Source organism: Marinobacter sediminicola (genome assembly GCF_031157525.1).
GTDB classification, from domain to species: domain Bacteria; phylum Pseudomonadota; class Gammaproteobacteria; order Pseudomonadales; family Oleiphilaceae; genus Marinobacter; species Marinobacter sediminicola.
The window spans coordinates 547,308-570,977 of the sequence record NZ_JAVIXR010000001.1 but is presented as its reverse complement, the minus strand read 5'-3'; the positions used below and the strand labels follow the sequence as shown (position 1 = coordinate 570,977).

At 52.4% G+C, this 23,670-nt stretch carries 23 protein-coding genes and 1 tRNA gene; 13 read left to right on the top strand and 11 right to left on the bottom strand.

The annotated features are described in order from the left end of the window. Positions 1-37: 37 nt before the first annotated feature. Together RG807_RS02520 and RG807_RS02515 are read right to left on the bottom strand one after the other, a co-directional pair. Positions 38-256 (bottom strand): hypothetical protein, encoded by a 219-nt coding sequence (locus tag RG807_RS02520; RefSeq protein ID WP_309043444.1) that lies wholly within the window; start codon positions 254-256, stop codon positions 38-40. Between the two features lie 162 nt (positions 257-418). Next, positions 419-509, bottom strand: a tRNA-Ser gene (locus RG807_RS02515). A gap of 257 nt (positions 510-766) precedes the next feature. On the opposite strand from RG807_RS02515, the gene RG807_RS02510 reads away from it, so the two are divergent. The 5 genes from RG807_RS02510 (at position 767) to RG807_RS02490 (ending at position 3,001) form a co-directional block, all read left to right on the top strand. Further along, entirely contained in the window at positions 767-1,483 is a 717-nt protein-coding gene (locus RG807_RS02510) for a Bax inhibitor-1/YccA family protein (RefSeq protein ID WP_353962117.1), read from the top strand. A 109-nt stretch (positions 1,484-1,592) separates the two neighbouring features. After that, a complete protein-coding gene (gene tusD, locus RG807_RS02505) occupies positions 1,593-2,009 on the top strand; it encodes a sulfurtransferase complex subunit TusD (RefSeq protein ID WP_309043443.1) in 417 nt (138 codons plus the stop codon). A gap of 1 nt (position 2,010) precedes the next feature. Next, the gene (locus RG807_RS02500; RefSeq protein WP_309043442.1) at positions 2,011-2,361 is read left to right on the top strand and encodes a DsrE family protein; all 351 of its coding nucleotides are present in this window, start codon (positions 2,011-2,013) and stop codon (positions 2,359-2,361) included. Positions 2,362-2,386: 25 nt separating this feature from the next. Next, entirely contained in the window at positions 2,387-2,671 is a 285-nt protein-coding gene (tusB, locus tag RG807_RS02495) for a sulfurtransferase complex subunit TusB (RefSeq protein ID WP_309043441.1), read from the top strand. Between the two features lie 3 nt (positions 2,672-2,674). Continuing rightward, positions 2,675-3,001: a TusE/DsrC/DsvC family sulfur relay protein gene (locus RG807_RS02490; protein WP_309043440.1), complete on the top strand. Its 327-nt coding sequence runs from the start codon at positions 2,675-2,677 to the stop codon at positions 2,999-3,001. On the opposite strand, the gene RG807_RS02485 is transcribed toward RG807_RS02490, so the two are convergent. The 3 genes from RG807_RS02485 to nfuA all read right to left on the bottom strand — a co-directional run bounded on the left by RG807_RS02485 (position 2,998) and on the right by nfuA (position 5,478). Next, positions 2,998-3,330, bottom strand: coding sequence for a hypothetical protein (locus tag RG807_RS02485; RefSeq protein ID WP_309043439.1), 333 nt, complete (start codon positions 3,328-3,330; stop codon positions 2,998-3,000). The two genes, RG807_RS02490 and RG807_RS02485, sit on opposite strands and share 4 nt — an antisense overlap. Before the next feature lie 30 nt (positions 3,331-3,360). Next, positions 3,361-4,560 carry a hypothetical protein gene (locus tag RG807_RS02480; protein ID WP_309043438.1) on the bottom strand — a complete coding sequence of 400 codons (1,200 nt, stop codon included), beginning with the start codon at positions 4,558-4,560 and terminating at the stop codon, positions 3,361-3,363. 330 nt (positions 4,561-4,890) lie between these two features. Next, the gene (gene nfuA, locus RG807_RS02475; RefSeq protein ID WP_309043437.1) at positions 4,891-5,478 is read right to left on the bottom strand and encodes a Fe-S biogenesis protein NfuA; all 588 of its coding nucleotides are present in this window, start codon (positions 5,476-5,478) and stop codon (positions 4,891-4,893) included. Between the two features lie 242 nt (positions 5,479-5,720). Here nfuA and metH point away from each other — a divergent pair, with 242 nt between their 5' ends. The 4 genes from metH (at position 5,721) to RG807_RS02455 (ending at position 12,211) form a co-directional block, all read left to right on the top strand. Next, complete coding sequence (metH, locus tag RG807_RS02470; RefSeq protein ID WP_309043436.1) at positions 5,721-9,419, top strand: methionine synthase; 3,699 nt, start codon at positions 5,721-5,723, stop codon at positions 9,417-9,419. Between the two features lie 34 nt (positions 9,420-9,453). Continuing rightward, positions 9,454-9,690, top strand: coding sequence for a DUF2970 domain-containing protein (locus RG807_RS02465; protein WP_309043435.1), 237 nt, complete (start codon positions 9,454-9,456; stop codon positions 9,688-9,690). A gap of 369 nt (positions 9,691-10,059) precedes the next feature. After that, entirely contained in the window at positions 10,060-11,712 is a 1,653-nt protein-coding gene (locus RG807_RS02460) for a nitrite/sulfite reductase (protein ID WP_309043434.1), read from the top strand. Continuing rightward, the gene (locus tag RG807_RS02455) at positions 11,705-12,211 is read left to right on the top strand and encodes a DUF934 domain-containing protein (RefSeq protein ID WP_309043433.1); all 507 of its coding nucleotides are present in this window, start codon (positions 11,705-11,707) and stop codon (positions 12,209-12,211) included. The genes RG807_RS02460 and RG807_RS02455 overlap by 8 nt, the downstream gene beginning before the upstream one ends. A 61-nt stretch (positions 12,212-12,272) precedes the next feature. On the opposite strand, the gene RG807_RS02450 is transcribed toward RG807_RS02455, so the two are convergent. Together RG807_RS02450 and sohB are read right to left on the bottom strand one after the other, a co-directional pair. Then, positions 12,273-13,271 carry a YhdH/YhfP family quinone oxidoreductase gene (locus RG807_RS02450; protein ID WP_309043432.1) on the bottom strand — a complete coding sequence of 333 codons (999 nt, stop codon included), beginning with the start codon at positions 13,269-13,271 and terminating at the stop codon, positions 12,273-12,275. 22 nt (positions 13,272-13,293) lie between these two features. Next, entirely contained in the window at positions 13,294-14,358 is a 1,065-nt protein-coding gene (gene sohB / locus RG807_RS02445; RefSeq protein WP_309043431.1) for a protease SohB, read from the bottom strand. A gap of 234 nt (positions 14,359-14,592) precedes the next feature. Here sohB and RG807_RS02440 point away from each other — a divergent pair, with 234 nt between their 5' ends. Continuing rightward, positions 14,593-14,907, top strand: a complete 315-nt coding sequence (locus tag RG807_RS02440) for an SCP2 sterol-binding domain-containing protein (protein WP_200200748.1) — start codon at positions 14,593-14,595, stop codon at positions 14,905-14,907. A gap of 90 nt (positions 14,908-14,997) precedes the next feature. On the opposite strand, the gene RG807_RS02435 is transcribed toward RG807_RS02440, so the two are convergent. The 4 genes from RG807_RS02435 to RG807_RS02420 all read right to left on the bottom strand — a co-directional run bounded on the left by RG807_RS02435 (position 14,998) and on the right by RG807_RS02420 (position 18,926). Continuing rightward, positions 14,998-16,704 (bottom strand): FimL-related protein, encoded by a 1,707-nt coding sequence (locus RG807_RS02435; RefSeq protein ID WP_309043430.1) that lies wholly within the window; start codon positions 16,702-16,704, stop codon positions 14,998-15,000. A gap of 226 nt (positions 16,705-16,930) precedes the next feature. Continuing rightward, positions 16,931-17,641: a DNA polymerase III subunit epsilon gene (gene dnaQ / locus RG807_RS02430; protein ID WP_309043429.1), complete on the bottom strand. Its 711-nt coding sequence runs from the start codon at positions 17,639-17,641 to the stop codon at positions 16,931-16,933. A gap of 10 nt (positions 17,642-17,651) precedes the next feature. Further along, the gene (gene rnhA, locus RG807_RS02425) at positions 17,652-18,089 is read right to left on the bottom strand and encodes a ribonuclease HI (protein WP_298447230.1); all 438 of its coding nucleotides are present in this window, start codon (positions 18,087-18,089) and stop codon (positions 17,652-17,654) included. A 45-nt stretch (positions 18,090-18,134) separates the two neighbouring features. Beyond that, entirely contained in the window at positions 18,135-18,926 is a 792-nt protein-coding gene (locus RG807_RS02420) for a class I SAM-dependent methyltransferase (RefSeq protein ID WP_309043428.1), read from the bottom strand. Between the two features lie 122 nt (positions 18,927-19,048). Between RG807_RS02420 and gloB the strand changes: the two genes are divergently transcribed. From gloB to RG807_RS02405, 3 genes are all read left to right on the top strand, one after another. After that, positions 19,049-19,843 (top strand): hydroxyacylglutathione hydrolase, encoded by a 795-nt coding sequence (gene gloB / locus RG807_RS02415; RefSeq protein WP_309043427.1) that lies wholly within the window; start codon positions 19,049-19,051, stop codon positions 19,841-19,843. Between the two features lie 154 nt (positions 19,844-19,997). Continuing rightward, positions 19,998-21,707: a LysM peptidoglycan-binding domain-containing protein gene (locus tag RG807_RS02410; RefSeq protein ID WP_309043426.1), complete on the top strand. Its 1,710-nt coding sequence runs from the start codon at positions 19,998-20,000 to the stop codon at positions 21,705-21,707. Positions 21,708-21,827: 120 nt separating this feature from the next. Next, complete coding sequence (locus tag RG807_RS02405) at positions 21,828-23,669, top strand: extracellular solute-binding protein (protein WP_435404648.1); 1,842 nt, start codon at positions 21,828-21,830, stop codon at positions 23,667-23,669. The last annotated feature ends 1 nt before the right edge of the window (position 23,670 follow it).

The following is a 23,670-nucleotide window of genomic DNA, read 5'->3' as shown; positions in this document are numbered from 1 at the left end:
CAGTGGCGTTCATCAAGCCCGCTGCTGAGCCGCACTTCTATTTGTCGGTTTGGTCTTCAGACTTCTGCGCCGGGCCAGACAGATCCGGCATGGCCTCACAAAACGTACATTCATCGATATCCACGCCAGCTCCGCCCGCCTCAACGTAGCGCACCCGGTGGCTGGATTGGCCGCGGTTCGTGGATACAGAAAATTTACGATCGCGGCGATCAGCAACGTCGGTGTTTTTCACGGTATCGGATTTATCGTCAGGCATAACTATCTCCCGGTTGGCGGCACATTAAATGCAAAGCTGGGCATAGAGGGATAGATGGGGGTTGAACAGCCAAGTTTAAAGTCTTAGAGGCAAACTGAGGTTTTATTTGGCGATTACGAGGGGTGCTGCTGGGAGGTTTACTCTCTGATTCTATGGGAAAAATGGCGGTGGGCCAGGGATTCGAACCCCGGGAAGGCTACAAACCTTCGGCGGTTTTCAAGACCGCTGCATTCGGCCACTCTGCCAGCCCACCGTTTTTCCATTGCTGCCTAGCGACAGCGGTGTGCATGATACCGGAATTGTCTGTGCTGTCAACGCCCTGCACAAAACTCCATGCAAATTTCAACATTAACTGCATTTAATGGAATCTAAGGACGACTTTCGTGTCGTAAATGATTGAAAGTTGAGAATTCGACATTATGATGGAGTGTAATTCCAGGTGACTGGCGTTTATCAGGCTTTGCGCCTGACGCCCTTAGCCAACCAAGTTGCATTTAACCGGAGATCAGAATGCAAAACAGACAGTTCAACGCTCAGCAGAACCGCAATGGCATGATTGCCCGTGGGTCCGCGACTGCACCAATGAGTGCATCAGCTACCAAGGTTTTGCGTAACACTTACACCCTGCTGGCAATGACGCTGGTATTCAGTGCTGTCATGGCGAGCGTATCCATGTCCATTGGCTTGAGTCAGGGCGCGAGCCTTGTATGCAGCCTGGGCGCACTCGCTCTGATCTGGTTTGTTCTCCCGCGTACCGCGAACAGTTCTGCCGGCATTGCCGTAGTATTTGCTTTCACGGGCCTGCTAGGACTGTCCCTTGGACCAATCCTGTTCTACTACCTGCAGTTCCCAAATGGTGGTGAGATCATCATGCAAGCCCTCGGTGGCACCGGCCTGGTGTTTTTCGCCCTGTCCGGCTACGTGCTGACCACCAAGAAAGACTTCAGCTTCATGCGCGGCATGCTCGTTGCCGGTCTGGTTGTGGTGCTGGTTGCAGCATTGGGAGCCATGGTTGCATCCATGTTCGGAGTTGAAGTATCTGCATTCAGCCTGGCCCTGAGCGCAGCGATCGTATTCCTGATGTCTGGCTTCATCCTGTACGACACCAGCCGTATCGTTAACGGTGGTGAAACCAACTACATCATGGCTACCACGGGCCTGTACCTGAACATCTACAACCTGTTCGTGAGCCTGCTACACCTCATTGGTGCCTTCTCCAACGACTGATCAAACAGCCCGGAGTACTCCAGGCGTTCCGTAGTTTGCAAAAACCCCGGCCTTTGCCGGGGTTTTTGCTATTGGTACACTGGCCCCACATCAGGCGAGAACCGCACCCATGGCTACCATATCTCTTCAAAACTACACACTGGTCATCACCGGAGCCCCCTACTCTTCTCAAGCGCCACAAACAGCTCTGTCGTTTGCCAAGGCAGCGATAGCAGCGGGCCACACGGTAGACAGAGTGTTTCTTTATGGCGAGGGCGTTCACCTTGCGTCCTCGCTCTCTGCGCCTCCCTCAGACGAACACCACTGGGCAGACCAATGGTCACGATTTCTGAGTGATAACGCCATATCTGGCGTCGCCTGTATTGCCTCTGCCTTACGACGTGGCCTGGTAAATGACTCAGAGCAAAAGCGTTACGAGTTACCTGCCAACAACATCCGGGAGCCATTCATCATTGCCGGGCTTGGCGAGTGGGTAGAGGGCAGCATGACGTCTTCACGGGTACTCTATTTCCATGGCGGAGACTGACATGGGCACACTGATGGTGATCGACCAGCCTCCTTACGGCACATGGGCAGGCCGCGAAGCTCTCGATATGGCATTTTCCCTTGCAGCATTCGACCAACCGGTTGCACTGCTGTTTACAGGTGCCGGTGTTAATTGGCTACGAAAATCTCAGGAAACTACGGGAATTGGGCAAAAGTCCGTAGAGAAAAACCTTTCGGCCGCGCTGATTTTTGGTGTTGAAGCTCTATATGCAGATGCAACAGCCTGCGCCCGTTATGGACTTGTGCCGGACAACATGGTGACAGGCGTCGCCATGGCTGAAAACAGTGCTGAGGTAATACGCCAACACTCACACATCGCCTTTGCAGGTTAACTCAAAGACAGGCCCGGAACCCGTTATGACCGAGATTGACACTCTTCACATTCTGAACAAGGCGCCTGAGCACCCGCGTTCGGCGGAGTGCCTACGTGCTATAGAGCCCGGGGATGTCCTGCTTCTGATTGAAAGCGCGGTGCTGACACTTGCGACCTGTAGCGATCTGCAAGCGGGCATCACAATTTATGCACTGGCACCAGACGTGCTAGCGCGCGGCATTGCCCACAGCACTGCGGAAGCTTCCCTTGTGGATTTCGCTGCCATGGTTGAACTGACCGTACAGGCACAGAAAGTAATAAGTTGGTAACCCATGACAAAAGCAAAATCACCTGAGAGAAACAATGAAGGGTTTCTCGAAAACTCAAGCGACTGGTCGCCCGAAATCGCCGCTATCATTGCGGCAGAAGATCAAATAGATCTCAGTGAAAAACACTGGGAAATCATAGGGCTTCTGCGGGAGTTTTATAAAAAACATGAAATGTCGCCACCCTCAAACCGACTGTTTGTGAGATCAGTGAAAGAGGCTTTGGGTGAGGACAAAGGCAACAGCATATATCTTATGCGGCTTTTTCCTGGCACCCCTGCCAAAACAGCCTGCCGGATAGCTGGCCTGCCCCGGCCGACGAATTGCCTCTAGGGCTTGCGCCGCTCAAGGTCTGCTGCGCCGCCAAGGAAACTGCTGAGTCCGTTCTCGAAGATACCGGAACCAAACTTCAGGAACTGTCGTGTAGACTCCTTAACGGTGCCATCCCAGGCGTTTTCGGGTAGCTCCCTCAGCGTTTCAGCAACACCCAGCTTTACGCCTTGGGCCACACGTGGCTCAATTTCGTCAGTCATAGCGACAATCTCTGCCACTTTTCGATCAAGATAAGGTCGAATCACTAGCAGCCAAAAGCTTAAAAGTACTGAAAGAACCGCAGCGGCGGTAACAACAAACTGTGCGACCAGCATTACCCAGGCAGGCATGATGCTCTCCTTTGAATCAATATGAAGTGGCTAAAGCGCGTATTGAATCAGCGCCAGAAACTGTATGGTTCCCGCGACCGCACCAAATATGCCGCCAACAAACATCAGCTGTAGCTCCTCCTCGCGGAATGCCGGGCGGAGTATGTCCTGAAATTCTGCAGGCTGAAGTGCCTTCATTTGCCCAGCCAGGACTCTGGCTACAACGGGTGCCCGCTCCTTGTTAAAAGCAGGGTTGCTGAAGACATCCTGGGTTGCATGAAGGGCTTGCTGGTTCATCGCCTTTTTCAAATCGGTATAGCCGCTCATCCCAACCGTTACTTGAGCTGAAAGCTTCATCAACAAGGAATTGTCCATCAGTGGCCGCAGATGCTTTTGTATGATTGCACGGGTGCGATCGCCCCGACAGCCGTTTATCATCGCATCCGCAACCTTCTCGACCGTTATCAGCTCTTCTGCTACCAGCTTTGCCCATATGTCGCTGATTTCAGGCTGGCGCCGCAGAAACAGCCCCTGAATTTTCCAGAACAAAAAACGACGAGGTTTCAGGGGCGCAAAAATCAGATTAATCGCAAGCCAGTTGGTGACAAAGCCGATTGCAAACCCGCCAACGGGCAGCAGCCAGGGTTCAGGATAGATGGACCAGACCGGAGCAAGAACACACCCAAGGATACCGCCGATAACGGCGCCACGATTAATGACGGATCTGAGTTCAACCGCGCCAGCCTGCTTAAATATGCGATTCATCAGATCAGGGTGCTGCTTGAGCTCTCTGCTTAGCAACGCTTTGAGATCAACCAACTCATCGAGATCATCGCCAAAATCCTCAACCAGGCCTTCTATACGTGCCGGCAGTTGCTCCCGCGCCCACTGATAAATCCGCCGGCGCAAAAACATCGGCAAGTTATCCCAAAGCACCGGCTGAATCTCATACATCATTTCATCAATGTACTCATCAAGCCTTGGCGTTACCTGTGAAAGAACCTGCTCAACAATCTTTTGAGGCTCCAACTTTTGATAGACGGCATTCAGATCACCAAATTGCCGAAGTGTTCGATCTATACAGATATGGGCCATTTTCTCGGCTTTGCGAGGAATAACGCCTTGCCAACCGATCACACCAACGCCTAAGAACTGAACCGGGTAAAAAGACATTTGTATAGCAAGCCAGTTGGTAAACCAGCCTACCAAGGCAGCCACTATGGGCACGGAAACAAACGCAGCATCAAACAAGCGGAACCCCGGTTTTCAAATACAGGCAATTAACCTGCAGGTGTCATCATTAGTGAACGGACGGGCGATTAGGTGTCGCCTCGGATTGTAGAACGAATGATGCGATAGCCAGCATTATGTGACATTGGCCGAGAAGCCATTGTTATACAGCAACTGTGGCAGCGAAATGATAAAGATATGTCGAATTAAACAGTAGGAGAAATAAAAGTGTAGCTGGAAGGAAATGCATCATGCGCCCGGGATACCTGCGAAGCGTGCAGCAGATATCCCGGTATTTAAAGCGAGATCACCCTAACAGTGGCAGCCAGACTCCAGGCCTTCGGGCACTATTTATTGGTAGTATGCGTTCTCGGTCTTCGTATGATCCGTTACGTCACGAACCGCTGTAATTTCTGGCACTCTATCCTTGAGCGTGGTTTCTACACCCTGCTTGAGGGTAAGGCTAACTGCAGAACAACCTTGGCAGCCGCCACCAAACCGCAACACCGCGACAGAGCCATCCACAATCTCTACCAGTGACACATCACCGCCATGGGCTGCCAGGTTCGGATTAATTTCCGACGCCAGAACGTAGTTCACTCTATCTGGCAAGGGCGCATTTTCATCAACGTTGGGAACCTTGGCATTAGGCGCTTTGATCGTTAGTTGGCCGCCCATCTGATCCTTTGAATAGTCTACAAAGGCTTCTTCAAGGAAGGGTACAGAGTTGTGATCAAGATACAGCGTGAACTTTTCAAGATCTACTTGCTCATCCGTCGGTACAATCTCGTTGGGTGGGCAATAAGCCAAGCAGGTTTCAGCATTTTTTGTGCCCGGCTGGGTTACGAAAATTCGTACGCCCATGCCTTCCACATCCTGCTTTTCGATAAGTTGTGCAAGATAATCCCGTGCGGGATCTGTCACAGTAACCAATGCCATGTTATCAACCCGTTGGTAAGTTTAGATTCATTTTAAGGGAGTTCGTGGCAACATGAAAGACCAACCAAATTAGTTGGTCTTTCCCAGGGTAGTGACTTTCACTTACCATAGGCTTTGCACACGAACTTGATGCAAGTAAAGAATAACTGGGTGCGGAGCTACGACTGTCGCCAGCATTTTTGCTATGATCCCGCGCCATTGGACCAAACACGCCGTTAATGACGACATCCGGAATACTGACTATGACCGATCGCAATACTCGCCTGGAACAACTTCACAAAGCCCTGCAAGAGCGCATTGTGATTCTCGACGGCGGCATGGGAACCATGATCCAGAACCTGCAACTGGACGAGAAAGCGTTCCGGGGCGATCGGTTTGCCGATTACGATCGTGAAGTAAAGGGTAACAACGACCTGCTCAACGTTACCCAGCCTGCCCTGTTGCGTAATATACACGCTGATTATCTGGATGCGGGCGCGGATATTATTGAAACCAATACCTTCAACTCAACTCGCGTGTCTCAGTCGGACTACGGCCTTGAAGAGATATCCAAAGAGCTGAACGTAGCGGCCGCCAAACTGGCCAGGCAAGTCGCGGACGAGTATACCGCCAAAGATCCCTCCAAGCCGAGATTTGTGGCAGGCGCGGTTGGCCCTACGTCGCGCACAGCCTCTTTATCGCCAGACGTGAACAACCCTGGGTTCCGCAACACAGATTTCCAGAGCCTGGTAGATAACTACTACGAATCGGTCGAAGGCTTGGTTGAAGGCGGTTGTGACATCATCCTGATTGAAACCATTTTCGATACGCTTAACGCGAAAGCTGCTATTTACGCTACTCAGCAATATTTTGAAGACAGCGGCATAGAACTGCCGATCATGATTTCCGGCACCATTACCGACGCTTCTGGCCGCACCCTGTCCGGCCAAACTACTGAGGCGTTCTGGAACTCCGTGGCCCATTCTCGGCCGATCTCGGTGGGATTAAACTGCGCACTGGGCGCAGAGGCCCTGCGCCCGTACGTAGAGGAACTGTCGGGCAAAGCCACAACCTATGTTAGCGCACACCCGAATGCCGGCCTGCCCAACGAATTCGGTGAGTATGACGAGACACCGGAAGAAATGGCCGAAATCATCGAGGGTTTTGCTCGCGACGGCTTCCTTAACATTGTTGGTGGCTGCTGTGGTTCCCGCCCTGAGCATATCGAAGCCGTGGCCAAAGCCGTAGCCAAGTACCCTCCCCGCAAGATTCCGAAACGCCCGGAAGTACTTCGTCTTTCTGGCCTGGAACCTTTCACGGGTGACGAAAACACCCTTTTCATCAACGTAGGTGAGCGCACCAACGTTACTGGCTCGAAGCGCTTTCTGCGCCTGATCAAAGAAGAGCAGTATGAGGAAGCACTGAGCGTTGCGCGGGATCAAGTTGAAACCGGCGCGCAGATTATCGATATCAACATGGATGAGGGCATGCTGGACTCCAAAGAGGTGATGGTCACCTTTTTGAACCTCATTGCCTCAGAGCCGGATATCTCACGCGTTCCCATCATGCTTGATTCGTCGAAATGGGAAGTTATCGAAGCCGGGCTACGTTGTATTCAAGGTAAGGCGGTCGTTAACTCAATCAGCCTCAAAGAAGGCGAAGAGGCCTTCGTCAAGCACGCAAAGATCTGCATGCGATACGGCGCGGCTGTCGTGGTTATGGCCTTCGACGAAGAAGGGCAAGCGGACACATTTGAGCGTAAAACCGAAATTTGTAAACGCTCATATGAGGTTCTGGTCGGCATTGGCTTCAATCCGGGCGACATTATTTTCGACCCGAACGTGTTTGCCATCGCGACGGGTATTGAAGAACATAACAACTACGCAGTGGATTACATAAACGCCTGTCGCTGGATTCGGAAGAACCTGCCCCACGCATCTATTTCAGGTGGTGTGAGCAACGTGTCCTTCTCTTTCCGCGGGAACGATGTGGTGCGTGAAGCGATCCACTCCGTGTTTCTTTACCACGCCATCAAAGCCGGCATGAACATGGGTATCGTAAACCCCGGGCAGCTGGTTATTTACGATGAGATTGAGCCAGAGCTAAAAGAACTGGTAGAAGATGTTGTGCTCAATCGTCGCGAAGACGCCACAGATCGCTTGCTCGAGATTGCCGAGCGCTTTAAGGGTAAAGGCGGCAAAACGCAGGAAGAAGATCTCGCTTGGCGCGAATGGCCGGTCATCAAGCGGCTAGAGCATTCACTGGTAAAAGGTATTACCAACTTCATTATCGAAGATACAGAAGAATGCCGTCTGCAGGCAGAGCGCCCGATTCACGTAATCGAAGGCCCACTGATGGACGGCATGAACGTTGTTGGCGACCTGTTCGGCGACGGTAAAATGTTCCTGCCTCAGGTGGTTAAAAGTGCCCGCGTTATGAAACAGGCGGTTGCCCACCTTATCCCCTTTATTGAAGCAGAGAAATCCGAAGACCAGCAGGCTAAAGGCAAAATCCTGATGGCCACGGTTAAGGGCGATGTTCACGATATAGGTAAGAACATTGTTGGCGTAGTGCTGCAGTGCAACAACTACGAAGTGATTGACCTTGGGGTTATGGTGCCCAGCGATAAAATTCTGGCGGCGGCCAAAGAGCACAATGTCGACATCATCGGCTTGAGTGGCCTTATCACACCGTCACTGGATGAAATGGTGCATGTTGCCCGTGAGATGCAGCGCCTGGATTTCCATCTGCCATTGATGATTGGCGGTGCCACCACATCCAAGGCACATACGGCCGTTAAAATTGAGCCCCACTATAAAAACGACATTGCCCTTTACGTGTCTGACGCCTCTCGCTGCGTGAACGTTGCTTCACAACTGCTCAGCAAAACCGCCAAGCCTAAGCTGGTTAGCGATGCACGTGAGGAATACGACATGATCCGCGAGCGCCGCAAGCAGCGCGGTGATCGTACCAAGCTCGTCAGCCTGAAAGAAGCGCGGGCACGCGCTCCGGAAATTAACTTTGATAACTACGTTCCGCCCAAACCGACCTTTACCGGAATACGTCGGTTCGAAGCGTACGACCTGAAGGAACTTGAGCCTTACATCGACTGGACGCCTTTCTTTATCTCTTGGGATATAGCTGGGAAATACCCACAGGTATTCGACGACCCCAAGCGTGGCGAGGCCGCTCGTAGCCTGTTTGACGACGCTCAGGTAATTCTTCGAAAAATGGTTGATGAAAAACGCGTAAGTGCTTCTGGTGTAATTGGTTTCTGGCCAGCACACCGCCGTGGCGACGATATAGTGGTATACACAGACGAAAGCCGTACTGAAGAGCTAACCACCCTGCACCACTTACGCCAGCAGGATGATAAAGCCCCGAATAAGTCAATGATGGCGCTGTCAGATTTTGTTGCAGAAGAAGGTTCTGAGCATTGCGACTATGTTGGTGGCTTTGCAGTAACCACCGGTATCGGCGCCGAAGAACTGTCGCTGGAGTACAAAAACGCCAACGACGACTACAACGCGATCATGGTCAAAGCCCTCGCCGACCGCTTGGCCGAGGCCTTTGCAGAACGCATGCATGAGCGGGTACGCAAAGAGTTCTGGGCATACAACAGCGATGAGCAGCTGGCCAATGAAGATTTGATCAAAGAACGGTACCACGGTATCCGTCCGGCGCCTGGCTACCCCGCCTGCCCCGACCACACAGAGAAGGCGACTCTGTTCAAGCTACTCGATGCCACTGCCCAAACTGGTATCGAGATTACAGAAAGCTTTGCGATGTTCCCAACGGCTGCGGTCTCGGGTTGGTACTTCTCGCACCCTGAATCGAAGTTTTTCTCGGTAGGTAAAATTGGCGTAGATCAGGTTGAAGACTATGCTGAGCGTAAAGGTCTTTCCAAAGCGGAAGCAGAGCGCTGGTTGGCACCAAGCCTTGCGTACGACCCAGCGGAGTAAAGCCCAGAGTCGCACCCAATCAGGATGAGTTTTTATGGCAGACACGGCAGGCATGAAAAAAAACAAAAGCAAAAAGCCTCAAGGGCCTGGTGTTTTGAAGGTAATACAAACCGTGGCTGCCGGCGCACTGGGTGTTCAGTCCAGTAAGCGCCGGGAAGAAGATTTCGGCAGCCACAGCCCATGGCCCTATGTGATTGGCGCCCTTCTGTTCACGGGCCTCTTTATTGGTACCCTCATTGTGGTTGTGCAGGTTGTTCTGTCTGGCCGGTAGTCCAGCCGTTACTGGCCAGACACCCACAACACCGCGAATGCGACAACAAGTGCGATAATTACCACTGCAGCTATAGCGTCGATATTGCTGTCTGATTGCATCGAATCCTTCATTCCCTGCTCCTATTTGCAGAATCTGTCAGGTTGACGTTGAGCGCATCTAGCGCTCACCTTGGTTTCTCCCTATCAGTAAAGCAGCAAATTGATATTCGTCCAGCCCACAACACTCTCCCTTATCACCTTAATCGATAAACATATCTTGAAATAATCGTTTCTAGTATAAGGAGCGACTGTTATCCTGCGTTTCAGATATAAGCCCGGGCTTCCGGGCGCATGCCATTACGACGCTACTATCCAGGGCTTTCCTACTATGTACGTATACGACGAGCACGATCGGCAAATGGCCGCCGAGCGGGTTGCACAGTTCCGGGACCAGACCGAACGGGCGCTGGCCGGAGAATTGGCAGAAGACGAGTTCCTGCCCCTTCGCTTGCAGAACGGGCTCTACGTTCAGCGGCTTGCACCCATGCTGCGTATCTGTGTGCCTTACGGCATGCTGCGTTCTACTCAACTGCGTCGTCTGGCCCGGATTACCCGGGACTACGACAAGGGCTATGCGCACTTCACAACGCGCCAGAACATTCAGCTAAACTGGCCCAACCTGGAAGATGTGCCAGATATTCTTGCCGAGTTGGCGGAAGTCGAAATGCATTCCAACCAGACCAGTGGTAACTGCATCAGAAACACCACAACTGACCAGTTTTCAGGTGTTCAGTCCGACGAACTTACAGATCCTCGGCCTTACTGCGAAATCATTCGTCAGTGGTCCACTTTCCATCCGGAGTTCGCATACCTGCCCCGGAAGTTCAAGGTTGCAGTAAATGCCTCCGAGAAAACCGACAGAGCGGCCATTCAGGTTCACGACATAGGCCTTCAGATTGTACGCAATGAAGTAGGCGAACTGGGCTTCCGCGTGCACGTGGGTGGCGGCCTTGGGCGCACGCCCATGGTGGCTCCGGTAATTCGTGAGTTCCTGCCAGAACTCGACCTGCTGACCTATCTGGAATCGGTACTCCGCGTTTATAACCGCTATGGCCGTCGTGATAACAAATTCAAAGCCCGCATCAAGATTCTGGTGAAGGCGTTAACGCCTGAGGGCTTTGCGGAGAAGGTTGAGGCTGAGTGGTCTCACATCAAGGACTCCCCTAGCCGGCTTACTCCTGAGGCGATCGATCGCATCAAGGCCTACTTTACCGAGCCGGCCTATGCCAGTCTGGACAACGCAACGGAACTTCTCGCCCAGCAAAGGTTCGAAAACCGTGGCTTTGACCAGTGGCTTAAATACAACGTGGATATTCACAAAAAGCCCGGGTACGCGATTGTTTCTCTGACCATGAAAGAAACCGGGATTCCACCTGGAGATGTAACCGATCGCCAACTGGAGCAAATCGCCGATTTGGCCGATGAATACAGCTTCGGCGAGGTACGGGTAACCCATGAGCAGAACGTGGTTCTTGCGGATGTCCGCCAGGATCAGTTGCTTGAGCTGTGGGAGCAGTTGGGCCCCATGGGATTTGCCACAGCAAACCTGAACATGCTTACGGATATTATCTGCTGCCCCGGTGGCGATTTCTGTGCGCTGGCCAATGCCAAGTCTATTCCTGTAGCTGAAGCGATTCAGCGTCGTTTCGATAACCTGGATTTCTTGTACGATCTTGGTGAGATCGATTTGAATATATCCGGTTGCATGAACGCCTGTGGTCATCACCACGTTGGAAACATCGGTGTTCTGGGTGTGGATAAAAAGGGTCAGGAGTTCTATCAGGTTAGCTTGGGTGGCGCGTCACAGCACGATGCAACAATTGGCAAGATTCTGGGGCCCTCTTTCGCTCAGGATGATATGCCGGACGTAATCGCCAAGATCATTGATGTTTACGTTAACAAGCGCACGGAGGAGGAATCATTCCTGGATACCTACCGTCGTGTTGGAATTGATCCTTTCAAGGAGCGGGTTTATGCCTGACGTTATTTTCCGGGATGGCAGCATCCGTCAGAACCAGTGGAATGTGGTGTCCCGCCCTGATAGTGGCGAAGCTCTGGATGTTCCTGAGCAGAAGCGTGTGTTGATTCCGGCGGATCTTTGGCTTGAAAACCGTGAGCGCTTTGCTGGCAATGAGGACGTTGGCGTTTGGCTTGATAGTCATGATGAGCCGGAGATTCTGGCAGATTATGTGAATGAACTGCCGATGATTGCGGTTAACTTCCCCAAGTTCAGTGATGGTCGGGGTTATAGTATTGCCCGTTTGTTGCGGGAGCGGTTTGGCTTCAAGAATGAGCTGCGGGCGATTGGGGATGTGCTGCTGGATCAGCTTCAGTTTATGAAGCGTTGTGGCTTTGATACTTATGAGTTGCGCCCTGATAAGGATATTCGCAAGGCGGCTCGATGTCTGAATTTCTTCAGTCAGGGGTATCAGGCTGCTACGGATACGGATTTGCCGTTGTTTCGGCGTCGGGCTTCTTAACCTTAAACGTTTGAGTCCACAGTCAGGGCCGCAAGGCCCTGACTGTTCAAACTATGGCGTTTTAGACCGCGTGATCTAAAACGACTTTTCCTGATGACTCGCCTTTCAGAAAGGCGTTTAGCGCACCTTCCAGTTCAGCACGGCCAATCCTTTTTGCAGACGCTTCCGTCTTCTCGCACTTCCAGTCACCCGCAAACTTCTTCCATACGGATTCTTTGTCCGCCAGCGGAATTTCAACTGAATCAACACCCAGCAGGTTTACCCCCCGCAGGATGAATGGAAGCACCGTTGTTTGTAGCTGTGGGCCAGCAACCAGTCCGCAGCAGGATACGGAACCGCCGGGTTTGATTTGCTTTAGCAGTTCAGCAAGAGGTGATCCGCCTACTGTATCTACAGCGTTAGCGAAGGTCGGTTTCAGCATGGGTTTCTTGTCTTCGGACAGTGCGTCGCGGCCAAGAACTTCTGTGGCGCCCAGGGCTTTGAGGCTTTCGGCATGATCGGCTTTGCCGCTGATTGCGACGACGTTGAAGCCGAGTTTTGCCAGCAGCTCTACAGCAACGCTGCCAACTGCGCCTGAGGCGCCGGAGACGGCTACTTTGCCTTGTTCTGGCTTGGCACCCATGGTCAGGATTTTTTGTACGCACAGGCCGGCTGTGAGGCCGGCGGTGCCGTAGATCATGGCGGTTTGTGCATCCCAACCAGAAGGTGTGGCAACGCACCAGGCGGCGGGTACGCGGATGTACTCGCCAAAACCGCCAGCGGTGTTCATGCCCAGGTCGTAGCCGGTTACGATAACCTGACTGCCAACAGTCGGAGCGCCGGTGGCAGATTCAACAACCTCTCCAGCGGCGTCGATACCGGGTGTGTGCGGAAACGACCGGCTAACGCCTTTGTTTCCGGAGGCCGAAAGCGCGTCTTTGTAGTTCAGCGAGGAGTGGCTGACTTTTATCAGCACCTCGCCCGCCGGGAGATCGGCCGTGCTCAGGGTCTGTTCTGTGCCTTTATAGTTGCCATCTTGCTCATCAACTCGCCAGGCTTTGAATTCGACATTGCTGGTCATAGCCTTCTCCACGCTCTATTAGCTACTGAATTTTCTGGTTGCGAAATGCGCTCAACACTTTCCATACGGTGTGCTCAAGGGCGGCGCTGGTCGCGAGCCCAAGCTTTTCAGGCAAGGTTTTTTTGCGCTCGAATGACACCGATACTACGTCTGCCCTCTCACAAGCTTCAATGAGATATTCGTCGGAGGTTTTAATCTCATCAATCAACTTTACGTCCAGTGCACGCTTTCCAAACCAAATATCACCGGTGGCTACCGCTGCTATATCCAACTCTGGCCGGCGTTCGCTAACGTAGTCTTTGAACAGGTCGTGGGTGTCTTCCAGATCCGACAGAAATTTCTGCCTGCCCTTATCGGTGTTCTCACCAAATATGGTCATGGTGCGCTTATGCTCGCCCGCTGTCAGAATCTCGAAGTCGACGTCGTTTTTCTTGAGCAGGCGATGGAAGTTCGGCAACTGGGCGACAACACCAATCGAACCAAGAATCGCAAACGGCGACGCAATGATGCGGTCTGCCACGCAGGCCATCATGTACCCACCGCTTGCCGCGACTTTGTCGACGCAAGCTGTCAAGTGAATGCCTTTGCTTCGGATACGATCAAGCTGTGCAGCAGCCAGCCCGTAGGAATGCACCAGCCCGCCTCCGCTTTCCAGCCGGATGACGACTTCATCTTTTCCAGGTTCGGCCACGCTCAACACGGCAGAGATCGCCCTGCGCAGTGGATCGGTATCACTGGCTTTGATATCGCCGTCAAAATCCAGCACAAAAAGCCGTGCCGGCTTTGCTTCGGGCTCATCTGAATCCGTTTTTTTTGCTTTCTCAGCCTTCTTTTCGGCTTTCTCTTTTTTCTTTGTAGCCTTGCCCCAGGCTTTCTGCTCTTGCTCAGTCATCAGGCGTGCCTGAATGGACTCACGCAATTTACGGTACTTATCGTTGAGCTTACGGATCTGCAACTCTCCGTCGTCATCTTCTCCATCTTTATCCTTATGGGTGGCTGCAATAATAATAGAGACAACAACCACTGCCGCAATAACAAAGGTGACCACTTTGGCCAAAAACAAACCGTATTCTGTCAGGAACTCCAAATCACTTCTCCAGCGAGTTAAGCAAGCACGAGAGTGTAACTTACCGAAACTCTGGTGATAAGCAGAGCAAAATTATTAAAACAAGCGTTCGATCGGGCTTGACAGGGATTAAGTCTCACCATAAAGTCGGAAAGCGAAGTCGGCTCTATCCGGCAGCTGCCAACGATGGCTTGTGTAGCCAAGCATACATAGCAGTTTTAAAGACAAGACAACCACCAAACAAAGGGTAAACAAATGTCTGTAGATCAAATCTTTGAAAAGCTCGAGCAGAACTTCAACGCAGATGCCGCGCAGGGCCTGGATCTGGTATTCCAGTTTGATATCGAAGACGACAAGACTCACCACCTGGTGATCAAAGACGGCACATGCAAACTGCACGAAGGCCCGCATGACGATCCCTCTGTAACACTGATCATGAACTCAGAAACTCTTCAGGGTATCGTTTCCGGCGAAACCGATGGCATGCAAGCCTTTATGGCTGGCCAGCTGCGCGCTGAAGGCGACATGATGCTGGCTACCAAGCTGGGCGAGCTTTTCAACATGGGTTGATTGGGCCCTGTTGAGCAGATTAAAGCTCATAAAAAAACCCGCGCTTAGCGCGGGTTTTTTGTTTTCTGAAGAAGAGTTTTCAGACGGCCATTAAAGATCCACATCATCCAGAGATGTTTCCGCCAAACGAAGCAGATCTACGTTGCTCTCCTCACGCTTGCCAATCCCCTCAATGTAGTACTCGAGGGATGTCAGAGCATCCGCCAACGCTTCCAGAACCTGGTTCCCCGGCGCTTCACGAGAATCCAGCATGCGTTCCTGAATAGAGGCTGCCACACGCTCAAGCACGTGGGCAGCGCCCGGATCATTTATCATCTGCAACCCACCCCAAATACTATGCAGGGTTGCGGGCAGATTCGCCAAATGAAGCTTGTCATAATCCGACTCCACAAACGCGGTAATCGCGCGCTTCGCCAGCGTTAATGCTCCACGGGCTTCATCCGCAACCACATACACGGCTTCCTTGAAGTACATAGACTCTTCATGGCTGCGCTCGGTCCCCGCCAGTGCGTCAGTTTCAGCGGTAATGCCCCGGCTGACGATCTGCATAATAGCGTCTTCAATACCCAGCACCGAATCCGCAAGGCGGAAAAGCTCTTCCTCTCCAGGCAACCGTGATTCTGCTTCCCAGTTGCGGAGCTTACTTGCTTCTTCGCGGGCTATGGTGGCAAGGCGATTAAGGTCCAGCATAACCAGGGTGTTAGAAAGGCGTTCCAGCGCATCTGCAATGGAGGAAAGTTCGGCCAGATCCGGCTCTATGCCGCGCTCGATAATATCCAGTTTATCTTTCAGCTGGTTGAGCTCATCTTGCAGCGCCTCGGATAGCGACGTCAGTACATCTGTACCCGGGCCGTACAATCGTCTTGCGTGGGCTTCAAGGATGGAATCCGGAAATTCGGCTGGTGCGAGCTGGAATTCTGAAAGCACACGCGTCACTTCGGGATTGCCGGAGCCACTGCGGTAGAGCAGATATACCAGGTCGCGAATGAGCGAGTCCGGCGCATCTTTTGCGGTTGCTACTTTGCCAACGTACACCAGTTCCCGTGAGTACTTTTCAATGCGCATGAACGTACGCTTGCGGGCTTTGGTAAACGGCATGGCACGGTCAAGCATGGTGTCAGCCACGATAGCAACGAGGCACCACATTTGCCCCATTGGGGCACCCTGACACAAACGAACAAAACCACGAGCGGCCCGGCTTATGAGCTTTTGGCTCACCACGGGGTTTCGATCCCTGAGAATACCCAACAAAGCTACCTGAAAAGTAAGGCGCATCCGCCGAGCAACAATTTCGTATTCGGCCTCGTTACCCTCAAACTCAGGAACTTTTAAACCAGCGCAAAAATTCCGTTGATCTTTTATGTCGACATCAAAAAAGCAGGACTCGGGATAAGGCTTTTCCCGGCGAGCTTCACGAAGCTCGTTTATAACAGGCAGTAACAATTCGGGATGATCTGCGCGCTGCTGATGGTAGTACTCCACATAGCGGCGAAGGATAAACAGCGCATTGCTTAAGGTGGTGAGTAATATGTTCTTGTCATCGTTGGCGCCGACAGGAACATCGTTGGCCATGGCCACGGCTTCCTGGCACAAAAGCGTACCGCCGCGAAGCTCCACCAGGATAAAGATGCCACGAAGCTGGTTGAGGAAATCCAGGCAGTTTTGCAAATCCTCTCCGCTTTCACGGTTTTCCTGAAAGCGCTCAAGACTGGATTCTGCCTGCTTGATGGTCTGCTCTATTTCACTTTTGACCAGATCAAACGACTGCGATTTCGTCGCAAGAGACGATTGAACCATAAACGCTTCCTGTTAATCTGCGGAAACTACCGCACCTTCCTAGTGAACTGTAGGCCGGCAAGGGTGGGTGCCAGACCTTTTTGTTATGGAGCCGGCTCAAACTCTCCTGACCTGAGCCCGTGCACTCTGCACGAAAAAACTGACGTACTTATCACTACTTATAACATAAAACTCGAGTACCTCAACAAGGCTGGCGTGTAACAATTAGTACAGGCCGACACAGTTCTCATTCTAGGCCTTCAAGTTTACTCCAGACAGTTTCACCTGCTTTCTTTTCCATAGCAGACATGAACGCTTGATGTGCCTCCAATTCAGCATCTGTAGCGCCAACAACAGGCAGCGCAGGACGGCTTGAGTTCAACCGGCGAACACCTCCGCCCAAGCCTCCATTCTCCGACCCGGCATCCAGTGACAAAGCTGTCTGGCCACCGGTAAGTAGCAGGTACACTTCTGCCAGGATCTCGGCATCCAGCAGAGCTCCATGAAGCTCGCGGTTACTGTTATCAACGCCGTAGCGTTTGCACAGGGCATCGAGGTTATTCTTCTGCCCTGGGTGCTTCGCTCGAGCGATCGCAAGCGAGTCCACAACACCACAATGGTCCGCAGTTTTGCGCACAGGTTTGATCCGGCCAAACTCCGAATCCATGAAACCCACGTCAAACGCGGCATTGTGAATAACAAGCTCTGCACCCTTGATGAACTCGAAAAACTCGTCAGCAATGTCTGCAAATTTGGGTTTATCAACGAGAAATTCGTTGGTGATCCCGTGAATAGTGATAGCTTCGGCTTCGATCTCCCGCTCAGGGTTCACGTACACATGGTAATTGCGCCCTGTGAGCTTGCGCTCCATCATCTCGACACACCCGATTTCGATGATCCGGTGACCTTGTGCCGGGTCAATACCGGTTGTTTCTGTATCCAGTATTATCTGTCTCATAAATCCCACATTAATCCAGTTCAGCAACGCCCTTGTTCGCAAGCTCGTCAGCGAGTTCGTTATCCGGCACACCTGCGTGGCCTTTTACCCAGTGCCAGTTAACCTTATGCTTCTTCGTTTCCGAATCCAGTTCACGCCATAGGTCATCATTTTTAACCGGCTTTTTTGCAGAAGTTTTCCAGCCGTTACGCTTCCACCCGGAAAGCCATTCTGTAATTCCTTTCCGTACATACTGGGAGTCCGTGTACAACTCCACTTCACAATCGCGCTTGAGAGCTTTTAACCCCTGAATTGCAGCCATCAACTCCATGCGGTTATTCGTAGTGTGTCGCTCTCCACCGTGCATGGTTTTTACTGCGTCACCATAACGCAATACAACACCCCAACCACCTCGCCCCGGATTCCCTTTACAGGCGCCATCGGTATACACAATTACCTTTCCGGACATTCAAACTCCCGCATGCATTTCGGTTTAGCGGCCCTTTAAGGCCGGTCAGTCTTCAGAGTGCTCGCAGCTCTGTTGCGGAGACCCTCTCGCCGCCCCAACTGTGCCTTTTCCCGACAGACCCAGAACGCTGCTTTGTCGCCAAACATGACGCCGTGGAATCCGGGCACACACCCTTTTTTTTGCAAGGATACAGTAATAGGCACCAACCGGCAGAAACCCGTAACCTGACATGCGCTCGCCCAGCGCCCCTGTCCCTTTGCGACCACTGCGCTGCAAAGGCAATCGATAGAATCGGGTCAGGGATGTTTCAATCTGAAAGTCCAGCAAGTGAAGCCAATCCTCCATTCGCCCCCGGGACAGGAACCGCCCACCCCAGGGCCCTCCATAATGACGCGACATCAACTTTCGCACTCCCCAAAAACTGACAGGATTAAAGCCAATCAGCGCAATCTTGCCATCACCTCGCAACACTCGGGCAGCCTCTCGCAAAACCTGATGGGGATAGGGCGAAAAGTCCGCAGTATGATGGAGTACCACCAGATCCATGGAGTCCCCGGGAAAAGGCAACTCGTCCGCATCGCACACAACCACGCCCTCAGGTATGTTGGCAAAACAACTGGGGGTAGTCATGATCTTTTGAGAAAAGTCAGTCCCATTAGCCAAGGGAAGCCGGTGACTGACGCCGACCTGAAGTTGCCGCGCTCCGGTCAACCTCTCCAGCCGCTGCTCAAGAAAGGCCCGTTGATCTGCTAGAAGCCTGCGCCCAAGCGGTGTCTGAAACCAATTTTCAAAGCTCTCGCTCCTTGATGAATAATCAACCATCTGGGCATTCTTCACACTGCCTATACTCCCGCGTTGGATAAACGGACTGAATACCAGGGTTTCACCGGCTGTTGGGGCTACGACCTTAATGCTCTATCATATTAGCCACACTTGCCAAGTATTTACGGGGACATCTGATGCTCACCATCTCTGCCATACCGGCATTCAGCGATAACTATATCTGGTGTATTGCCGATACAGATACCGGTAAAGCCCTGATTGTGGACCCAGGCCAGGCGAAGCCGGTTCAGGAACACCTTGCAAAACAGGGGCTGACACTGGACACCATTCTCGTTACCCATCACCACCCTGATCACGTAGGGGGAATCAAGGACCTCGTTCAGGGCAATCACGACTGCCGTATAACCGGGCCTGCAGAATCACCCTTTAAAGGTAGCACCAACGTTGTTCATCCGGGCGATGAAGTGGTTTGGAGAGACATTACTTTTCAGGTGATGGGTGTTCCGGGACACACTCTCGATCACATTGCCTACTTCACAGACACTAAAATTAATGGACGTCCCGCTCTATTCTGTGGCGATACGCTTTTCGTTATTGGCTGCGGCCGATTATTTGAAGGCGCTCCGTCCCAGATGCTGGAGTCTCTCAAGTCTATTCGCGAACTCCCAGGTGAAACCGCTATTTATTGCGCCCATGAGTACACTCTTTCAAACCTACGCTTCGCCCGCAGCTTGCTACCTGATGACAGCAAGCTTGAAGCCTTTGATCGTGCGTGCAAAGACAAGCGGGATGCAGGTGAGCCAACTGTGCCGTCGATACTTGATGAAGAAAAACAGCTTAACCCGTTTTTGCGCTGGGACGATCCCCAGGTTGTAAGTGCGGCCAAACGCTACGCTGCCGGGCAAGGTCTGCCGGCGGATTCGGACAGTGCGATCTTCGCAGCCATACGCCACGGTAAAGATAACTTTTGATCGGTTAACAAAACCTCTCATTGTCGTAACGAGAGGTTTCTTGACCCTATTAAACGAGCTCCCATAGAATCCTTTAAACTTTTGCTCGTAACTCATTAAATATGCCGGGTTTTTAGACATAAGCCCAGCGGAATATCAGATTCGGAATCCGCCTATGTTGGTCAAACGTTTGCCCCTGCTTTTTATTCTCGGTGCTTTGGCGGGTGGCTGCAGCTCTCTCTATTTGTCTAAAGATTCAGCATCTCAAAGTCCGCTGGAGTCTGAGGAAGTAACCCTCGCTGCCGGTGATGAAGAGCTTAAGGAGTCTGTTGAAACCGGCAAAGACAGTGATGCAGTGCGCAATGAGCCGCTGGACGACGCAATCGCGCCAGAGCTTAAAGCAGCCGCACGGGATGCACGGGAAAAACTGGACAATCCTGAACAGAACATCACCGCAGACGCCGCCGGAGAGGCGGATATGTGGGACCGGCTCAGGGCCGGATTCATGCTCGACCACGATGTTGATGACAAGCGCGTAGAAGACCAGCTGAACTGGTACGCACGGCATCCAAACTACATTAACCGCGTCGTTGAGCGCGGAAGCCGGTATCTGTACCACATTGTTAATGAAACAGAGAAACGTGGTCTACCAGCTGAATTCGCCCTGCTACCCGTCGTGGAGAGTGCGTTCGATCCGTTTGCCTATTCCCACGGCCGGGCAGCCGGGCTCTGGCAATTTATTCCTTCAACAGGCAAGTACTTCGGCCTAACCCAAAGCTGGTGGCATGATGACCGCCGCGATGTAATAGCCGCCACAGATGCTGCCCTCACCTATCTCGACCGCCTGACCAACCGCTTTGGTGGTGACTACACACTCGCACTGGCCGCCTACAACAGTGGCGGGGGCACCGTTTCAATTGCCATGCGCCGGAACCGGAACAGCAACAAGCCCGAGGATTTCTGGTCGCTGCAATTACCACAGGAAACACGCCACTACGTGCCCAAGCTGATTGCGCTGGCAAAGATATTCGATGACCCGGAAGCCTACGGCATAGAGCTTCCAACGCTCAAAGACGAACCCTATTTCGACATCGTCGAAACCGGTGGGCAACTGGATCTCGCCCAGGCTGCAGAACTTGCGAGCGTCGACATTGACGAAATCTATCTGCTTAATCCTTCCTATAACCGTTGGGCGACCTCTCCAGAAGGTCCGCACCGTTTGCTCGTGCCCCACCAGAATGCCGAAAGCTTCCGTACGGCTTTAGCGAACATTCCACCAGAAAAACGAGTGTCCTGGCGCAACTATGTCGTCAAATCCGGAGATAGTCTGAACACTATCTCCAGAAAGTTTTCCACCACCCCTGCGGTGCTGCAGCAGGTCAACAACCTCAACGGCGACCTAATCCGCATTGGCCAACGGCTGATGATCCCTTCAGCTTCAAAGAAATCCGACGCTTACGCTCTCAGCGCATCCCAGCGGCTTGAGCGCAAACAGGACAAAAAGCGGTCGGGAAGTAAACTGCGTTACACTGTCCGCCGTGGCGACACCTTCTGGGATATTGCGCGCGAACATCGGGTTTCAGTGCGCCAGGTGGCGGCCTGGAACGGTATGGCACCCGGAGACCCGCTGATCCCCGGAAAAGAACTGGTGATCGGGTCAAATACCGCACAACCCACTATAGCCTCAGCTGGTAGCACCCGTGGCAAAGCCATGGTCCGAAAGGTGGGATACCGCGTTCGCAAAGGCGACTCCCTTGCTCTCATTGCCAATCGTTTCTCGGTAAACGTGCGCGACATCGCAAGCTGGAACGATCTGAATACCTCCCGTTATCTGCAACCGGGGCAAAGTCTGGTACTCTACGTCGACATCCGGAACAGCCCCTGATTGTTAACCTTTCAGGGCCGGAACTTTCAGTAAGTATAAGAATCATAAAAATTTAGCAGACAGGAGCGCGGGGCAGGATGCCCCCCGCGTCGGCTTGAAACACCTGAATGTGCGAGACCCATGACAAGAACCTTTTCTGCCTCACGCCTTACAACATTTCTTTCAGTTCTGGCTTTTCTGGCTTCTCCAATTTCTTTATATGCCAGCGAATCATCAACCGACTCAGAAGGGCTCAAGGTACAACCGGTCCACGGTATGGCCATGCACGGCGCGCCGAAATATCCGCAAGGGTTTGGGCATTTTGACTACGTTAACCCCAAGGCCCCAAAAGGCGGATCGCTAAAAATGGCCGTAGTGGCCAACGGTTTTGATACCTTCAACCCCTTTGTTATTCGCGGGGTTTCCGCCGCCGGTATCAGTAGCTATCTCTACGACACCCTACTTGAGTACTCAGCAGACGAACCTTTCTCCATGTATGGGCTCATAGCGGAATCCCTGGAAACGCCGGAAGACCGAAGCTATGTGGTTTTCAACCTTAGGCAAACAGCGCGCTTCCAGGATGGCGAGCCCATTAACGCTGAGGACGTGAAATTTTCCTTTGAAACCCTGACGACCAAGGGGCACCCGTTTTACCGGAACTACTATGCGGATGTGAGCAACGTCACTATCGAAAACCCTCACCGTATCCGTTTCGACTTCCAGGAAACCAGCAACCGTGAATTACCGCTGATTCTCGGCCAGATGCCCATTCTGCCTGCCCACTATTGGGAAGGTCGCGAGTTTGGAAAGAACGGCCTGACTCCACCTGTCGGCAGCGGCGCCTATCGTATCGGTAGTTTTGAAGCAGGCCGCACAATTGAGTATGAGCGGCAGGACGATTATTGGGCGAAAGATCTTTCGGTACGCAAAGGCCGGTTGAATTTTGATCGTGTTCGCTATGACTACTATACCGATGACACCGTGGCTCTGGAGGCTTTCAAAGCGGGTAGCTTTGATTTCAGAGTAGAAACCTCTGCCAAAAACTGGGCAACTGCCTACACCGGTGAAAGGTTTGATAACGGCACTATCATTACCGAAGCCATTGAACACCATCGCCCCACCGGCATGCAGGGCTTCGTGTTCAACACCCGCAAAAAGGTGTTCAGCGATGCCTTGGTACGGGAAGCACTCACTTACGCTTTCGATTTTGAGTGGACCAACAAGAATCTGTTCTATGGTCAATACGACCGCACCAACAGTTACTTCGAAAACAGCGAACTGGCTGCAACCGGCCTGCCAACTGGCCGGGAACTCGAAATACTCGAGGCTTACAAGGACAGATTGGATGAGGACATTTTCACCAAGGCGTTTGAAGCCCCTTCCACCGATGGCAAGCAAGGCCTGAGAGGAAACCTCAGAATAGCGATGGAACTGCTACGTTCGGCAGGTTACGAAGTTCGCGACGGGAAAATGGTTCATACAGAAACAGACAAACAATTGGCCTTCGAGATTCTGCTGTTCCAGAAAACCTTTGAGCGAGTTGTACTGCCTTTCAAAAACAACCTCGCCCGCCTTGGTATTGACATGTCTGTGCGCCTGGTAGACAGCAATCAATACGTTCAACGCGTGCGTGAGTTCGACTACGACATGATTACCCAAGCCATCGGCCAGTCAGATTCCCCTGGCAATGAGCAGCGCGAGTATTGGCACTCATCTACTGTAGACACCAACGGCTCCCGTAACTATGCCGGCGTAAATGATCCAGTGGTGGACGAACTGGTAAGCCTGGTGATTCAGGCCCCGGACCGGGACGAGCTGGTACAGCGCACACGTGCCCTCGATAGAGTGCTACTTCAAGGGCATTACGTGGTACCACACTGGCATCTTGCTAAAGATCGCGTTGCCTACTGGAGCCACCTGAAGCATCCGGATAAGACGCCCAAAAACGGTACCGACCTCGACGATTGGTGGGCAGAGCCCTGAG

Coding starts and splice junctions, on each gene's coding strand:
- metH (WP_309043436.1), top strand. CDS start 5,721: ATGACCGATCGCAATACTCGCCTGGAACAACTTCACAAAGCCCTGCAA.
- RG807_RS02450 (WP_309043432.1), bottom strand. CDS start 13,271: ATGACCAGCAATGTCGAATTCAAAGCCTGGCGAGTTGATGAGCAAGAT.
- RG807_RS02490 (WP_309043440.1), top strand. CDS start 2,675: ATGACAAAAGCAAAATCACCTGAGAGAAACAATGAAGGGTTTCTCGAA.
- RG807_RS02440 (WP_200200748.1), top strand. CDS start 14,593: ATGTCTGTAGATCAAATCTTTGAAAAGCTCGAGCAGAACTTCAACGCA.
- RG807_RS02410 (WP_309043426.1), top strand. CDS start 19,998: ATGTTGGTCAAACGTTTGCCCCTGCTTTTTATTCTCGGTGCTTTGGCG.
- RG807_RS02465 (WP_309043435.1), top strand. CDS start 9,454: ATGGCAGACACGGCAGGCATGAAAAAAAACAAAAGCAAAAAGCCTCAA.
- RG807_RS02510 (WP_353962117.1), top strand. CDS start 767: ATGCAAAACAGACAGTTCAACGCTCAGCAGAACCGCAATGGCATGATT.
- RG807_RS02455 (WP_309043433.1), top strand. CDS start 11,705: ATGCCTGACGTTATTTTCCGGGATGGCAGCATCCGTCAGAACCAGTGG.
- tusD (WP_309043443.1), top strand. CDS start 1,593: ATGGCTACCATATCTCTTCAAAACTACACACTGGTCATCACCGGAGCC.
- dnaQ (WP_309043429.1), bottom strand. CDS start 17,641: ATGAGACAGATAATACTGGATACAGAAACAACCGGTATTGACCCGGCA.
- rnhA (WP_298447230.1), bottom strand. CDS start 18,089: ATGTCCGGAAAGGTAATTGTGTATACCGATGGCGCCTGTAAAGGGAAT.
- tusB (WP_309043441.1), top strand. CDS start 2,387: ATGACCGAGATTGACACTCTTCACATTCTGAACAAGGCGCCTGAGCAC.
- RG807_RS02520 (WP_309043444.1), bottom strand. CDS start 256: ATGCCTGACGATAAATCCGATACCGTGAAAAACACCGACGTTGCTGAT.
- RG807_RS02500 (WP_309043442.1), top strand. CDS start 2,011: ATGGGCACACTGATGGTGATCGACCAGCCTCCTTACGGCACATGGGCA.
- RG807_RS02435 (WP_309043430.1), bottom strand. CDS start 16,704: ATGGTTCAATCGTCTCTTGCGACGAAATCGCAGTCGTTTGATCTGGTC.
- RG807_RS02485 (WP_309043439.1), bottom strand. CDS start 3,330: ATGCCTGCCTGGGTAATGCTGGTCGCACAGTTTGTTGTTACCGCCGCT.
- gloB (WP_309043427.1), top strand. CDS start 19,049: ATGCTCACCATCTCTGCCATACCGGCATTCAGCGATAACTATATCTGG.
- nfuA (WP_309043437.1), bottom strand. CDS start 5,478: ATGGCATTGGTTACTGTGACAGATCCCGCACGGGATTATCTTGCACAA.
- RG807_RS02460 (WP_309043434.1), top strand. CDS start 10,060: ATGTACGTATACGACGAGCACGATCGGCAAATGGCCGCCGAGCGGGTT.
- RG807_RS02405 (WP_435404648.1), top strand. CDS start 21,828: ATGACAAGAACCTTTTCTGCCTCACGCCTTACAACATTTCTTTCAGTT.